Raw genomic sequence first — 13,913 nt, 5'->3', positions numbered from 1 at the left:
TGTTTAGGCTGGCCGTATGAAGGAGTGGGAACTCAAGAAGCTGCACATCCTCCGCGCCCTGCACGACGCGGGCACCGTCACGGCCGCCGCGGCCGCCCTGCGGATGACGCCGTCGGCGGTGTCGCAGCAGCTCGCCGTGCTCTCCAAGCAGATAGGGACGCCCGTCGTCGAGGCGCACGGCCGCGGGGTGCGGCTGACCGGCGCGGCACACGTCCTGCTCCGCCACGCCGAGGTGGTATTCGCCCAACTGGAGCGCGCGGGCGCGGAGTTGGAGGGGTACGCACGCGGTGACGCCGGGCTGGTGACGATCGGCACCATCGCCACCGCGATCAGCCGGCTCGTGGTGCCGGCCGCGGAACTGCTGCGCCGCTCGGCGCCCGCCGTCACCGTGTCGGTGCGGGAGGTCGAGGCGGCGGCGGTCTTCGAGGAGCTGGCGGCGGGCGCGGTGGACGTCGCGGTGTCCCTCGCGGTCGACGCGCCGACCGCCCGCGATCCGAGGTTCACGGTCTTCCCGCTGCTCACCGACCCGCTGGACATCGCGCTGCCGATCGGCCACCCGCTGGCCGCCGAACCCGGGCTGCGGCTGGCCGCGCTCGCCGAGGAGCCGTGGATCTTCGGCAGCGCCGGGCCGTGGCGCACCCTGACCCTAGCGGCCTGTGCCGACGCCGGGTTCGTGCCGGAGCAGGCGCACGCCGCCTCCGACTGGCCGGCGATCTTCTCGCTGGTGTCGGCGGGCCTGGGGATCGCGCTCGTGCCGCAGATGGCGGCCGTCGGCGGGTGGCGGCGGGAGGTGGCGGTGCGGCCGCTCGACGTGGACCGGCCGGTGCGCAGGATCGTGGCGGCGGTCCGCGCCGGCACGGAGGACGCGGCGCTGGTGCGGCGGGCGATGGGCGCGTTGCGGCACGCCGCCGAACTGGACCCCACTGTGAAGCTGAGCTGAACAGAATGTTCAAAAACTATCGCTGGAGTTGAAGTGTCGGAGGGGGGAGAGTAGGGGCAGGAAAAGGGGCAAGGGAGGACCGGCGAGGAGGAGGGGTTCGGGTGGGTACGGAATCGGGAGCGGCGGCCGCCGGTGTGGCCGCGGGCGCGGCTGCGGGGGCGGGGGACGCGGGGACGGGAGCGGAAGCGGCTTTCACCGCGCTGACCGGCTTCACCGGGGACGCGCTGCCGTACGGCGGGGGGAATCCCTTCGCGGACTACCGGCGGGCCGAGCTCCCCTTCACCGGGCTGGCGGAGCTGACCGACCGCAGGCTCGGGGCGGGGGTGGTCGCGGCCAATGACGAGTTCTTCGCCGAGCGGGAGAATCTGCTCCTGCCCGGGCCCGCCGTCTTCGACCCCGAGCGGTTCGGACACAAGGGCAAGGTGATGGACGGCTGGGAGACCCGCAGGCGCCGGGGCCGCTCCGCGTCGGCCCCGCACCCGGAAGCGGAGGACCACGACTGGGCGGTGGTGCGGCTCGCGGTGCCCGGGGTGGTCCGCGGCGTCGTGGTGGACACCGCGCACTTCCGCGGCAACTACCCGCGGTCCGTCTCGGTGGAAGCCGCCGCGCTCTCCCCGTCGGCGGGCGCCGAGGAGGTGGCGGACCCGTCGGTGGCATGGACCGCGCTGGTGCCGCGCACCCCGGTCGGCGGCCACGCGGAGAACGCCTTCGCGATCCGCCGGGAGCGGCGCTTCACCCACCTGAGGCTGCGTCAGTATCCGGACGGCGGTGTCGCCCGGCTGCGGGTGTACGGCGAGGTGGTGGCCGACCCCGCCTGGCTGGCCGCCCTCGGCACCTTCGACCTGGTCGCCCTGGAACACGGCGGCGCAGTCCGGAACGCCTCGGACCGCTTCTACTCGCCGCCCGAGCACACCATCCTGCCGGGCCGCTCCCGGCGGATGGACGACGGCTGGGAGACCCGGCGCCGCCGCGACCACGGCCACGACTGGATCGACTACCGCCTGGCCGAGCAGGGCGTGATCCGGGCGGTAGAGATCGACACCGCCTACCTGAAGGGCAATGCGGCCGGCTGGGCCACGCTGTCCCTGCGGGACGGGGCGGACGGCCCCTGGCGGCCGCTGCTCGACCGGGTCCGGCTGCACCCCGACACCGTGCACCGGTTCGTCGTCGAGGACGGCACGGCCGCTGTCCTGGGCGGCGCCCCGGCCGGTATCCAGGTCGGCGCTCCGGCCACGGACGCCCGGATCGAGATCTTCCCCGACGGGGGCATATCCCGGCTGCGGCTGTACGGCTCGCTGACGGCGCAGGGCGCGGCGCGGCTGGCGGCGCGGGCGGCAGCGATCGCCTGAACCGGCGGTGGCGGCGGGGCGTCCGGCGGTCGGGCATCTGGCGGCTGGGCGGTTGGCGGCTGCGTTGGGGACCTGTCGGCTCGGCGTCGGGCGGTTCGGGGCGAGGTGTCGGCCGGGCTGACGGGAGCCGGTGGTGCGGCTCCCGTGCGCGCCGGGCGTCAGGTCAGGTCACTGCGCGCCGAAGCGCGCCAGCAGTTCGGTGCGGCCGAAGACGCGGGCCGTCTCGATCGCGGACGGCGTGCCCGCGGCCGGGTCGGCGCCGGCCTCCACCAGGGCGCTGATCACGTCCTGCTCGCCCTTGAACACCGCACCGGCGAGCGGGGTCTGACCGCGGTCGTTGATCCGGTCGACGTCGGCGCCGCGCTGGATGAGGGCGAGCACCGTCGAGGTGTGGCCGTGGTAGGCGGCGAGCATGACGAGGCTGTCGCCGCGGTCGTTCGTCAGGTCGGCCGGCACCCCGGCGTCGACATAGGCGGCGAGCTTGTCGGTGTCGCCCTGCCGGGCCAGGTCGAAGACCTGAGCGGCGAGTTGGAGCACCTCCGGGTCGTGCGCGGGCTCGCCGGGCGGCTCGGAGGGGGAGGCGGGGTCAGGGCTGGACTCGGTCATGCCACCACCCTACGCAGGGCAGCGTCCGCTGAAGAAAGAGATCACCACATGCCGTGTCGGGGTGTCACCGACCTTGATGTCCAGGGGCACGCAGGCGCGGCCGTCACCGGCGACGAAGAACGCACCGTGAAAGGAGGTGGGGGAGCCCGGGCACGCGTGGAAGGAGACCGCGGGCGCGGGAGCGGAGCCGTACTCGCCGCCGAACTCCAGCCCGGCGCGGGCCCGCTGCTCGGCGCCGACCGTGACCGTGACGCTGGTGCCCGCATGGAGCAGGGTGTCGATGCGGTAGTGCCAGCCGCCGGAGTTCTGCCGGCCGAGGTCGCGCTGCTCGCCGTCGGCCAGGTCGCCCAGGCCCTGCCAGGTCAGGGGGCCGACAGCGATGTCGGAGCCAGCGGGTGCCGTGGTGGGGTCGGCGGTGCCCGAGGGCGTGGTGCCCGGGTGGGCGGTAACCGAGGGATCGGCGGTCTGGGAGGCGGAGGTGGACGCGGAGGTGGTCGACGATGTGGACGGGGAGGCGGCGCGGGTGGAGTGCGGGGAGTGCGGGGAACGGGAGGTGGGCGCGGTCGTGGGGGAGCCGGCCGGATGGGTGGTGCGGCGCGGTGGGGAGGGGGAGTTGTCGGGCGGGACGAAGCCGTCGACGCACTCCACCGGCCGGGGGTGCTCGATGCTCCCGACGGGTGGCGGCGCGGATGCGGCGGAGGGCGAAGCGGTGGCGGTGGCATGCGGGTGGGCGCCGAAGGAGCAGCCGGCGAGCAGCATGAGCGCCCCGCCCACGGCTCCGCCCACCCGTAACGCTCGTCCTGACATGAGCATCACTCCTCAGTCAGGACGGTACGTGCTCAATCCAGCGGCGACCAGACCGCCAGTTGGCGGACCGGCGCGGGGTCGCCGGAGACCCGGAGGGTGCCGCTGTTCCACGGGACCCGCCGGTAGAGGCAGAGCAGCAACTCCCCGGCGGACCCGGTGAGGCAGGCGTCGGGCGCGGGCCCGTCGCCCGGGCCGACCCGGACCGCGGAGGCGCCGGTGGCGTCGAGGATCAGTGTCCAGGCCGGGCCCTCGGTGGAGACGAGGGCGACCCGGGCGGGGGCGTGCGGCCAGCCGTCCATGGTGCCGAAGCCGACCTGGAGGAGTTCGTCCACCGCGTCCAACGCCAGGGCCGGGGGCAGCGGTTCGGGGGCGCCGGCGGCGTCCTGCGCGTCGCGGGCGTGCACGGCGGCCTCCTGCACCTGGTGGCGGGCGACGGTGCCGGCCGTCGCCGGGCGCCCCGGCGCCGCCCACCACGTCCAGCACTCCCGGTCCGGGCCGGCCGCCCGCAGCGCGTCCAGCAGCGCGGCGGTGGCGCGGGCCGACCACGCCGAGAGCTCTCCGGGCGGGAGGAGGGCGCCGTCTTTGGCCGAGGCCGGGTCCGAGGACGGGTCCGTGGTCGGGTCGGGGTGCGGGTCCGGCGGGCGGGTGGCCGGGCCCGCGGTGACGGCCGCCGCCCAGAAGCGCTGCACCTGCCCGACGTGTGCCACCAGGTCGTGGACCGTCCAGTCCGGGCACCCCGGCACCCGGGCCCGCGCGTCGGCGGCCTCCGCCGCCTTCCGCAGCGCGGCCGACCGGTCCGCCACCAGTTCCAGCCAGTCGGAGAAGCGCAGCACCGGGAAGTCCCCGGCGGGAGGGATGTGGAAGGGCGTCATGGGCACCGTTGTAGCAGCGGGCGGCGACAGCGGGGGCGGGTCCGGGGATCGGAACGTTTTACCGGCATTGCGGCAGATTTGCCCAAGACTGTACGGTGCGGGCTCTGTTCAGCGGGCCGCTGAGGATGTTCCATGGTCGTCACACGGCCGCCGTGCGGAAGGCGGCCGCCCGCGCCCGGATGAGGTGGCCTTGGCCAGGACCGCGACGACCGTGACGACCGATACGACCGCGACGACCGTGCGGCGCGCCACCGTGCGCATCCCCGCCGCCCCGCTGGGCCCGGAGAACCCGCTGCCCGCGCTCGGCGAGCGCGGCCAACCGCACCGCCTCGACCCCGAGCAGCGCCAGGCGCTGCCCCCGGACATGGCCCGGCAGATCGGCTACGCCCCGCTGCGCACCGTGCTGCCGGTGCGGGTCCTCGACGGGTACGGCCGGGACCGGGCGCCGGTCGAACTCGACGCCCTCGTCGTCGAGAACGACCGGTTGCGCGCCACCGTGCTGCCCGGGCTCGGCGGCCGGCTGTACTCGCTGCTGCACAAGCCCACCGGCCGCGAACTGCTCTACCGCAACCCGGTGTTCCAGCCCGCGGACTTCGCGCTGGCCGGCGCCTGGTTCTCCGGCGGCGTGGAGTGGAACCTCGGCGCCACCGGGCACGCCGCCCACACCTGCGCGCCGCTGCACGCCGCCCGGGTCACCGCGCCCGACGGCGGCGAGATGCTGCGGCTGTGGGAGTGGGAGCGGCTGCGCGACCTGCCGTTCCAGGTCGACCTGTGGCTGCCGGCCGGCTCGGACTTCCTCTACGTCGGCGTGCGGGTCCGCAATCCGCACGACCGGACCGTGCCGCTGTACTGGTGGTCCAACACGGCCGTACCCGAGATCCCCGACACCCGGGTGCTGGTTTCGGCGGACGCGGCCTGGCAGTTCGACTACCACCGCGCCCTCACCCGCGTGCCGGTGCCGCGCGCCCAGGAAGCCCCCGGCGGCCCGGGCGCGCCGGACAGCGCCGACCTCACCTACCCGACCCGGTTCGAGCACGCCGCCGACCACTTCTTCGACATCGCGGACGAGGATCGCCGCTGGATCGCCGCGCTCGACGGGCAGGGCCGCGGCCTGGTGCAGACGTCGACCGACCGGCTGCGCGGGCGCAAGCTGTTCCGCTGGGGCCGCGGCCGCGGCGGCCGCCGCTGGCAGGAGTGGCTCACCGAGCCCGGCACCGGCGGCTACCTGGAGATCCAGGCCGGCCTGGCCCGCACCCAGCTCGAACACCTGCCGATGGCCGCCGAGTCCGAGGTGAGCTGGCTGGAGGCGTACGGGCCGCTCGCCGCCGACCCGGCACACGTGCACGGCGCCGACTGGCCCGCCGCCCGCGCGGCCGCCGCCACCGCCCTGGAGGAGGCCCTGCCCCGGGCCGCCCTGGACGCCGCCCGCACCGCCTGGCTCACCCGCGCCGACACCGACCCCGACCCCGCCGACGTGCTGGCCACCGGCTCCGGCTGGGGCGCCCTCGAAGTCGAGCGCGGCCGCCACCCGCTGCCCGGCACCCCGTTCCCGCCCGCCACCCTCGGTGCCGCCCAGCAGCCCTGGCTCGAACTGCTCCTGTCCGGCGTCTTCCCCCGCCCCACCGCCGACCCCGTGCCCGGCCCCACCCTGGTCTCGCCCGACTGGCGCGAGCTGCTGGAAGCCGCCGACACCTACCCCGGCAACGAGTGGTACCGCGACTATCACCTCGGCATCGCGCAGTGGGCCGCCGGCGACCGCGCCCAGGCCGTCCGCAGCTGGGAGCGCTCGCTCGCCGCGCACCCCTCCCCGTGGACGCTGCGCGCCCTGGCCGTCGCCGACGCCGCCGCCGACCGGACCGAGCAGGCCGCGCAGCGGTACGCGGCCGGGTACGACGCGCTGGCCGACGCCCTCGCCGACTCCGGCTGGCCCTCCGCGCACACCGCCCTGCGCGCCTACGCGCTGGAGGCCGTGCCGGTGCTGCTCGCCGCCTCCCGCGCCGAGGACGCCGCGCGCATCCTCGACCGCCCGGTCCCCGGCCCCGACGGGCAGGCCGCGCCCGCGCCGCTGGAAGGCGGGCGGGTGCGGCTGCTGCGGGCCCGTACCGCGCTCGCCCAGGGCGACCCGGCCCGGGCCCGCGCCCTGCTCGACGAGGGCGTGGCCGTCGACGACCTCGCCGAGGGCGACGAAGTGCTCAGCGACACCTGGTACGCGGTCGCCGAGGCGCTGCTCGCCGACGACGCCGCCGCCGACGACAGCGCCCCGCAGGACGCGCGCGCCCGGGCCCGCCGCGAGCACCCGCTGCCGGCCGCGTACGACTTCCGGATGCGCCCGCAGGAGCCGCCGGCCGCCCACCGCTGACGGCGGGCGGCCCGGTCAGCCGCCCGCGGTGAGCAGGGCCGCCCGCTCCTGGGCGGTCAGCTCGCCGGGGGCGCGGCGCTCCCGGGCGGCGCGGTTCGCGGCGTGCTGGAGCGCCTCGTTGACCGGCACGGGTACCCCGAAGCGGCGGCCGAGCAGCACGATCTCGCCGTTGAGGTAGTCCGACTCGATCGACCCGGTGCCGCGCGCCAGGCTCTGCCAGGTCGAACTGGGCTTGGCCGAAGGGGACTCCACCCGGTCCCCGCGGGTGCGCGCCTGCTGCTCGGTGCCGATGTACGCGATCCCCGCCGCGGCCAGGACCGCCGCGCCCTCGGCCCGGGCCCGCGCGGTCAGCTCGCGGCCCGCGTCCTGGCCGGCGCCGGAGCCGAGCACCGCGTCCACCGCGTTGCCGAGGTTCGACAGCAGCTTGGCGTACTTCCAGGCCATCACGTCCTCGGTGACCGGTGCCGCGAAGCCCGCGGCCGTCAGGTCGGCGGCGATCGCCCGTACGGTCGCGTCGCTGCCCGAGGGGTAGCGGCCCAGGTGCAGCATCCCGGTCAGCGGTGCGCACAGCGCGCTGACCACGCCCGGTTCGAGGAACGTCGCGGGCAGCCAGACGCACGCGCCGTAGACACGGCCGAACCGGCGCAGCGCCAAGCGCTCGTTCTCCACGCCGTTCTGCGCGCACACCACGGCGGGCCCGGCGCCCGGGCCGCCGCCCGCCGTGCCCTCGCCGTACGCGCCCCAGGTCTCCAGGACGGCGGGGGTGTCCTGGGTCTTGACGCCGAGCACGAGCACGTCGTCGTCCCGCGCGGTCAGCTCGGCCGGGCCCTGGACCGCGGGGATCGGCAACCTCCGCTCTCCGTCGGCCAGTTCGAGCCGCAGTCCGTGCGCGCGGACGGCCGCCAGGTGCGCGCCGCGGGCCACGAGCACCACCTCGTGGCCGCTGTCGAAGAGCCGTCCGCCGATGGCGCCGCCGATCGCGCCCGCGCCGATCATGATGTATCGCATGGCTGAAACCCTGGACGTCCCGGCCGCCCGGCACAACTCCCGCCCTGACCGCAGGCGGCTTGCGCCCGCTGCCTCCCGCCGCGAGCACCTGTCCGGCGCCTCGTGGCCACGGCCCGGGCCGGAACGGAAAACCGTTGGCCCAAGTCCCGCCGCGCCCCGCAGAGTTGGGGCGCGGGCCGGGGCTCGGCCCGCGTTCCCGTGGACACCGAAGGGGGCACCACCATGTCCACCCTGCGCGTCACCGCCGAGCGGCTGACCGTCCTCGACCACCCGAACGCCGACGCGCTGGAGCTCGCACAGGTGGGCCTGTACCGCGCGGTGGTCGCCAAGGGGGCCTACCGCACAGGGGAGTTCGCGGTCTACATACCCGAGCAGGCGGTGCTGCCCGGTCCGCTCGTCGACGAACTCGGCCTGACCGGGCGGCTGGCCGGGTCGGGGAGGAACCGGGTGCGGGCGGTGCGGCTGCGCGGCGAGCTCTCGCAGGGCATCGTCTGCCGGCCGGGCGCCCTCGACGGTGTCGACCTGGCGCGCGCCGCGGCCGACGGCACGGACTTCGCCGACGCGTTGGGCGTCGTCAAGTGGACGCCGCCGGTGCCGGTCTCGATGAGCGGCGACGTGGACGCCGCGCCCGACCTGCTGCCGTGGACCGACATCGAGAACCTCAAGCGCTACCCGGGCGTCTTCGCCCCCGGCGACCTGGTCACCGTCACCGAGAAGCTGCACGGCACCGCCTGCTGCCTGACCTACCACGCCGCCTCGGGCAGCGTGCAGGTCACCTCCAAGGGCCTGGGCGCCCGCGGCCTCGCGCTGCGCGAGGCGGACGGCAACCTCTACTGGCGCGCGGTGCGCGGGCACAACCTGCCGGCCGTGGCCGCCGCACTGGCCGCCCGGCTGGGCGCGGACCGGATCGGGATCTATGGCGAGGTCTACGGCAAGGGGGTGCAGGACCTCGACTACGGCGCGCACGCGGGCACCGGATGTCCCGCCTTCGCCGCGTTCGACGTGTGCGCGGATGCCGGCGGGCAGCTCAGCTGGCACGACCCGGCCGACCTGACGGCGGGCGAACTGCCCGTCGTACCGAGGCTGTTCCACGGCCCGTTTGACCTCGACCGGGTGCTCGCGCTGGCCGCGGGTCCCGAGACGGTCTCCGGCCGCGGCCTGCACATCCGCGAGGGCGTGGTGGTCCGCACCGCCGACGGCAAGTACAGCCCCGACGTCGGTGGCCGGGCCGTCGCCAAGGTCGTCGGCGACGCCTACCTGACCCGCAAGGGCGGCACCGAGTACGAGTGAGGGCACGCCCCCCGAAGGGCCGGGCCGGCGATCCGGCCCTTCGGGTGTTTCCGCGCACGGTCGGCATGCTCCGCCCCCGGCTGGGTACGCGCCGGGTTCAGCCACTTGCAGACACCGAGCGCGGACGCGGCGAGAGGAAGCACGACGATGACCGACATGAACCCCAACGGCGCCCTGCCCCCGGCCCAGCGGGCCCTGCACGAGATCTCGCACGGCAGCGAGAACGTGATCGCCCTGAGCACCCTCGCGGTCAGCGAGGTGCTGCTGCCGGTGCCCGGCGCCGAGGAACAGCCGCCGCCGGCCGGCGCGGAGGCGGCAGAACCGCCCCGCGAGATCCAGCTGCCGGTCTACGAGCAGGAGGACGGCCGCCAGCTCGTCCCGGTCTTCACCTCGGAGACCCGGATGGCCGAGGCGCTGCCCGCCACCCGCCGCTACCGGCTGGTCCAGCTCGCCGTCCTCAGCGGCGCCTGGCCCTCCGACGACCTGATCCTGTCCATCGACACCGGCAACGAGGACGCGCTGAGCATCTCCGGGGAGGGCGTGCGCGCGCTCGCCGGCCTCGTCGCCGGGAACTGAGCCCCCGCGGGTACGGCCCCGGCGCTCCACCCGCCGGGGCCGTACCCGCATCAGGACCGCGCGGCCCCCTACCCGCACCGAGCGCGTCCGGCACGGCTGCGCTCAGGCCCGGTACGCGGCTGGGCTCAGGCCCGGTAGACGACCAGGCCCCGCGGCGCCTTGTCGAGCAGCACCTCCCCGGGAGCCGCCGCAACCTCCCCGTCGCAGGCCAGGTGCACCCCCTCGCCCGGCACCCGCACCCGCAGCCGCGGGACGACCACCGCGGTGTACACCGGCGACGAGGTCAGCGCCCCGGTCAGGGCGGCGCCCAGCATCCGGGTCCGGGCGAACGGCCCGCCGTCCACCATCCGCACGTCCAGCATCCCGTCGGCCAGCTCCCGCCGCCGCACCGGCGCCGGGCCCCAGCTGGCATAGCGGCAGTTGCCCGCGAAGAGCAGCCACACCGAGCGCCGCCGCCCGTTCACCTCCACCTCGACCGGCTCGCAGGTGCGCAGCACGTGCACCGCCGCCAGCACGCTCGCCGGCCAGCTGCCCACCCGCCGCGACCAGCGCTCCCTGACCCGTACCAGGTCCGGGTAGGCGCCGATGCTGAAGGTGTTCAGGAACGGCGCCGCAGCACCGTCCACCCCGGTGCTGCGGGCCACGTCCACCCGCGAGGCCCGGCCGGTGCGCACCGCCGCCGCGGTCAGCTCGACCGACAGCAGCCCCAGGTCCGCGGCGAAGTGGTTGCGGGTGCCGCCGGGGAAGACCGCCAGCGGCAGCCGGTGCCGCAGCGCGACCGCGGCCGCCTCGCGTACGGTGCCGTCGCCGCCGCACACCCCCAGCGCGCCGCCGTCCCGCACCGCCGCCTCGGCCGCCCGCTCCAGCAGCTCGACCAGGTCGTCGTCCTCCGTGCACTCCGCGACGGCCGCCCCGGGCAGCGCCGCGGCGATCCGCCGCGCCGGGGTGGTCAGCAGCGGCGGCGGGCCCGACGCGGTGTTGGCCACCACGTGCAGGCCCCGCCCCTCCGCCAGCCGCGGCGCCTGCGCGGGCGCTCCCGCCGACGGCCGCCGCTGGACCGGCAGCAGCCTGCGTACCAGCAGCGCCGCGCCGACGCCCAGCGCGGCGCCGGCCACCACGTCGCTCGGGTAGTGCACGCCGGTGTAGACGCGGGAGAACGCCACGCTCGCCGCGACCGGCGCCACCGCCGCGCCCCACGCGCCGGACTGCGCCGCCACCCCAGCCGCGAACGCCGCCGCGGAGGCGGCGTGCCCGGACGGGAAGGACGTCGTGACCGGCTGCCGCTGCAACTGCCGGATCACCGGCACCGCGTCCAGCAGCGGCCGCGCCCTGCGCACCGCGCCCTTGCCCACCGTGTTCACCGCCAGCGAGGCCAGCGCCAGCGAGCCCATCCCGCGCAGCGCCGCCTTGCGGCCGTTCGGCCCGCCCACCGCCGCCATGCCCGCCGCCAGCCCGCACCACAGCCGCCCGTGGTTCGCCAGCCGGCTCAGCCGGGGCAGCACGGGCTCCGCGCCCGGCCAGCGCCGCCCGGCCACGGCGGCGAACAGTTCCCGGTCCCAGTCCTTCCACGGATACGTCATGCGGCTCGGCTACCCCGGCCCGGCCCGCCCGCACCTGCCGTCCGGCTGGTGGCTGACCGCCGTCCGACGGGCGGTGAACCCCGAAACGGGGGAAGGTGGGGCACAGGGGGGCCGTTTTCCACGCCTGGAGGGTGCGCGATGCCGTGGGCCGACGGGACGAGACCCGATCCGGGGCTGCCGGTGCCCGGGTACTGGGCGGCGCGCGTGGCCGCGGCGGCGGCCGGGACGGAGCCGGTCGGAGGCGGCCCGGACCTGCTGGCCGCGGCCGACGGGTACTGGGCGCGGCGCGCGCTGCCCGGCGGCGCGGCCCACCTGCTGGCCGCGCCGGGCGCCGAGCAGCTGCTGCTCGCGGTGCTCGCGGCGAGCGAGGGCGACCCGGTGCTGGCCCGCCCCGCCGCGGCCTGGCAGCCCCCGGTGGCGCGGCTGCTCGGCCGCCGCGTGCACACCGTGCCCACGGCCGCCGAGGGCGGCGGCGTCCCCGACCCGGTCGCGCTGCTGGAGACCGTACGGCGGGCCCGGGCGCGCGGCGCGGACCCGCGGCTGCTGGTGCTGTCGGCCGCGGACGACCCGACCGGCACCGTCACCGCGCCCGAGCTGCTCCACGAGACGTGCGAGGCCGCCGCGGAGGCGGGCCTGCTGATCGTGTCCGACGAGACGTACTCCGACACGCTGCACCACCGCGAGACGGTCCTGCTCAGCCCGGCCGAGATGCTGCCCGACCACACGGTGGTGCTCACCGACCTCGGCGCGACGCTGGTGCCCGCGGACTTCCCGGCCGCGCTGGCCCGCTTCCCCGGCACCGCGCACGGCACGTCCTGGCGGCGGCGCGCCGCGGAGGTGCTGGCCGGCCTGCGCGCGGTGCTGCCCGCGCCGGTCGCCGCCGCGACCGCGTACGTGCTCGGCGAGCCGGCCGAGGTCGCCGGCCGGGCCGCCGCCGCGAACCTGCTGCACGCGCGGACGGCGGCGGCCGCGTACCGGGCGATCACCGAGGCCGGGGCGTCCTGCCGCCCGCCGCGCGCCGGCTGGCAGCTCTACCCGACGGCCGGTCCGGCCGGCCCCGAGGCGGCCCGGCGGGTGGAGGAGTTCCTCACCGGCGCGCTGGGCCGTCCCGTGCCCGGCGGCCACCGCTTCGGCGACGACCCGCAGGAGCCGCGAGCCAGGATCGGCACCGGGGTGCTGCTCGGCGCCACCGAGGACGAGCGGCGCGCCGCGCTGGCCGCCGCCGACCCGGTCGCGGTGCCGCACGTCGCGGCCGGACTGGCCGCGCTGACCGACGCGTTCACCGCGCTGACCGGCCTGGGCGCGGTCAGCGGTTCGGCCGACACCGGATCGCGGGGCGGTGGGGCCTGACATACGTTCGGCAGAAGCGTTCCGGCCAGGCGGGGGAGCGAGGGAGCCCAGATGAGCGACCAGCGCGCGTCCGCCCCGACCGCGCCCGCGGCCACCGGCGCCCCCCGCCCGGACGGCTCTCCCCGCCCCGACAGCGCCCCCGGCCCGGACGGCGCGCCCGGCAGCGGCGGCCGGCTCGCCTCCGGCCGGCCGCGCGCCGCCGACGCGCCCGAGCCGTCCGCCCGGCCCCGCCGCTGGCCGGCCACTTTCGTCGACCGCCTCTCCGAACCGCTCCCGGCGACCGGCATCCGCGACATCGCCCGGCTGGTCCGCGAGTGCGCGGCCCGCCCGCCCGCACACACCCTCAAGGACGTGCCCCTCCTGCCGGTCGCGCCCGCCCCGCTGCCCGCCGCCGGGCCCGGCACGGTCAGCGTGACCTGGGCCGGGCACGCCAGCTGGGTGGTCCGGATCGGCGGGCTGACGGTGCTCACCGACCCCGTCTGGTCCCGCCGCATCCCCGGCACCCCCCGCCGCATCACCCCGGTCGGCGTGCCGTGGCGGGCGCTCCCGCCGATCGACGCGGTCGTCATCAGCCACAACCACTACGACCACCTCGACGCGCCCACCGTCAAACGGCTGCCGCGCTCCACGCCCTGCTACGTGCCGGCCGGGCTCGGCAGCTGGTTTAGGCGCCGCGGCTTCCACCGCGTCACCGAACTGGACTGGTGGGAGGGCACCTGGCTGCGCGGGGTGCGGTTCGACTTCGTGCCCGCGCACCACTGGAGCCGCCGCACCCTGACCGACACCTGCCGGACGCTGTGGGGCGGGTGGGTGCTCACCGACGCCGACGGGCACCGCGTGTACTTCGCCGGGGACACCGGATACGGCGCCTACTTCGCCGAGATCGCCCGGGTGCACCCCGGCATCGACCTCGCGCTGCTGCCGATCGGCGCGTACACGCCCCGCTGGATGCTGCGGCCGGTGCACACCGACCCCGACGAGGCGGTGCAGGCGTACCTCGACCTCGGCGCGGCCGCGATGGCCCCGATGCACTGGGCGACGTTCCTGCTCTCCGGCGAGCCGCCCCTCGAACCGCTCACCCGGCTGCGCGCCGCGTGGACCTCCGCCGGGCTGCCGCGCGAGGCGCTGTGGGACCTGCCGATCGGCGCGTCCCGCGTGCTGGTGCCCTGACCCCCG

Annotated in this window: 12 protein-coding genes; 7 read left to right on the top strand and 5 right to left on the bottom strand. The window is 76.9% G+C overall.

The features are described 5' to 3' along the window. Nucleotides 1–16: 16 nt before the first annotated feature. Nucleotides 17–940: a LysR family transcriptional regulator gene (locus AC3ERT_RS19495; RefSeq protein ID WP_435135783.1), complete on the top strand. Its 924-nt coding sequence runs from the start codon at nucleotides 17–19 to the stop codon at nucleotides 938–940. 200 nt (nucleotides 941–1,140) lie between these two features. Beyond that, nucleotides 1,141–2,289 carry an allantoicase gene (alc, locus tag AC3ERT_RS19490; protein WP_435175703.1) on the top strand — a complete coding sequence of 383 codons (1,149 nt, stop codon included), beginning with the start codon at nucleotides 1,141–1,143 and terminating at the stop codon, nucleotides 2,287–2,289. A 168-nt stretch (nucleotides 2,290–2,457) separates the two neighbouring features. Here alc and AC3ERT_RS19485 read toward each other — a convergent pair whose 3' ends face one another. From AC3ERT_RS19485 to AC3ERT_RS19475, 3 genes are read right to left on the bottom strand one after another with little or no spacing between them, the layout of a single operon-like run. Then, nucleotides 2,458–2,895 (bottom strand): ankyrin repeat domain-containing protein, encoded by a 438-nt coding sequence (locus AC3ERT_RS19485; RefSeq protein WP_435175663.1) that lies wholly within the window; start codon nucleotides 2,893–2,895, stop codon nucleotides 2,458–2,460. A 9-nt stretch (nucleotides 2,896–2,904) separates the two neighbouring features. Beyond that, complete coding sequence (locus tag AC3ERT_RS19480; protein WP_435135781.1) at nucleotides 2,905–3,702, bottom strand: hypothetical protein; 798 nt, start codon at nucleotides 3,700–3,702, stop codon at nucleotides 2,905–2,907. 32 nt (nucleotides 3,703–3,734) lie between these two features. Further along, a complete protein-coding gene (locus AC3ERT_RS19475; RefSeq protein WP_435175661.1) occupies nucleotides 3,735–4,574 on the bottom strand; it encodes a maleylpyruvate isomerase family mycothiol-dependent enzyme in 840 nt (279 codons plus the stop codon). A 211-nt stretch (nucleotides 4,575–4,785) separates the two neighbouring features. Between AC3ERT_RS19475 and AC3ERT_RS19470 the strand changes: the two genes are divergently transcribed. Continuing rightward, nucleotides 4,786–6,933, top strand: coding sequence for a DUF5107 domain-containing protein (locus AC3ERT_RS19470; RefSeq protein WP_435175659.1), 2,148 nt, complete (start codon nucleotides 4,786–4,788; stop codon nucleotides 6,931–6,933). 15 nt (nucleotides 6,934–6,948) lie between these two features. Here AC3ERT_RS19470 and AC3ERT_RS19465 read toward each other — a convergent pair whose 3' ends face one another. Next, nucleotides 6,949–7,941 carry a ketopantoate reductase family protein gene (locus AC3ERT_RS19465; RefSeq protein WP_435135775.1) on the bottom strand — a complete coding sequence of 331 codons (993 nt, stop codon included), beginning with the start codon at nucleotides 7,939–7,941 and terminating at the stop codon, nucleotides 6,949–6,951. A gap of 222 nt (nucleotides 7,942–8,163) precedes the next feature. Between AC3ERT_RS19465 and AC3ERT_RS19460 the strand changes: the two genes are divergently transcribed. Further along, nucleotides 8,164–9,231, top strand: coding sequence for an RNA ligase (ATP) (locus tag AC3ERT_RS19460; RefSeq protein WP_435175657.1), 1,068 nt, complete (start codon nucleotides 8,164–8,166; stop codon nucleotides 9,229–9,231). 147 nt (nucleotides 9,232–9,378) lie between these two features. Next, nucleotides 9,379–9,807: an SseB family protein gene (locus AC3ERT_RS19455; RefSeq protein WP_335978691.1), complete on the top strand. Its 429-nt coding sequence runs from the start codon at nucleotides 9,379–9,381 to the stop codon at nucleotides 9,805–9,807. A 125-nt stretch (nucleotides 9,808–9,932) separates the two neighbouring features. Here AC3ERT_RS19455 and AC3ERT_RS19450 read toward each other — a convergent pair whose 3' ends face one another. Continuing rightward, the gene (locus AC3ERT_RS19450; protein ID WP_435135771.1) at nucleotides 9,933–11,387 is read right to left on the bottom strand and encodes a bifunctional phosphatase PAP2/diacylglycerol kinase family protein; all 1,455 of its coding nucleotides are present in this window, start codon (nucleotides 11,385–11,387) and stop codon (nucleotides 9,933–9,935) included. A 138-nt stretch (nucleotides 11,388–11,525) separates the two neighbouring features. Here AC3ERT_RS19450 and AC3ERT_RS19445 point away from each other — a divergent pair, with 138 nt between their 5' ends. Continuing rightward, complete coding sequence (locus tag AC3ERT_RS19445) at nucleotides 11,526–12,737, top strand: aminotransferase class I/II-fold pyridoxal phosphate-dependent enzyme (RefSeq protein ID WP_435175655.1); 1,212 nt, start codon at nucleotides 11,526–11,528, stop codon at nucleotides 12,735–12,737. A 51-nt stretch (nucleotides 12,738–12,788) separates the two neighbouring features. Further along, complete coding sequence (locus tag AC3ERT_RS19440) at nucleotides 12,789–13,907, top strand: MBL fold metallo-hydrolase (protein ID WP_435135767.1); 1,119 nt, start codon at nucleotides 12,789–12,791, stop codon at nucleotides 13,905–13,907. The last annotated feature ends 6 nt before the right edge of the window (nucleotides 13,908–13,913 follow it).

The organism is Actinacidiphila sp. bgisy145 (assembly GCF_057708125.1).
This window is presented reverse-complemented; position numbering and strand designations above follow the sequence as displayed.

What these genes read in the sequence shown, in the direction of transcription:
- AC3ERT_RS19495 (WP_435135783.1), top strand. Translation starts at nt 17, where the DNA reads ATGAAGGAGTGGGAACTCAAGAAGCTGCACATCCTCCGCGCCCTGCAC.
- AC3ERT_RS19485 (WP_435175663.1), bottom strand. Translation starts at nt 2,895, where the DNA reads ATGACCGAGTCCAGCCCTGACCCCGCCTCCCCCTCCGAGCCGCCCGGC.
- AC3ERT_RS19480 (WP_435135781.1), bottom strand. Translation starts at nt 3,702, where the DNA reads ATGTCAGGACGAGCGTTACGGGTGGGCGGAGCCGTGGGCGGGGCGCTC.
- AC3ERT_RS19475 (WP_435175661.1), bottom strand. Translation starts at nt 4,574, where the DNA reads ATGACGCCCTTCCACATCCCTCCCGCCGGGGACTTCCCGGTGCTGCGC.
- AC3ERT_RS19465 (WP_435135775.1), bottom strand. Translation starts at nt 7,941, where the DNA reads ATGCGATACATCATGATCGGCGCGGGCGCGATCGGCGGCGCCATCGGC.
- AC3ERT_RS19460 (WP_435175657.1), top strand. Translation starts at nt 8,164, where the DNA reads ATGTCCACCCTGCGCGTCACCGCCGAGCGGCTGACCGTCCTCGACCAC.
- AC3ERT_RS19455 (WP_335978691.1), top strand. Translation starts at nt 9,379, where the DNA reads ATGACCGACATGAACCCCAACGGCGCCCTGCCCCCGGCCCAGCGGGCC.
- AC3ERT_RS19450 (WP_435135771.1), bottom strand. Translation starts at nt 11,387, where the DNA reads ATGACGTATCCGTGGAAGGACTGGGACCGGGAACTGTTCGCCGCCGTG.
- AC3ERT_RS19445 (WP_435175655.1), top strand. Translation starts at nt 11,526, where the DNA reads ATGCCGTGGGCCGACGGGACGAGACCCGATCCGGGGCTGCCGGTGCCC.
- AC3ERT_RS19440 (WP_435135767.1), top strand. Translation starts at nt 12,789, where the DNA reads ATGAGCGACCAGCGCGCGTCCGCCCCGACCGCGCCCGCGGCCACCGGC.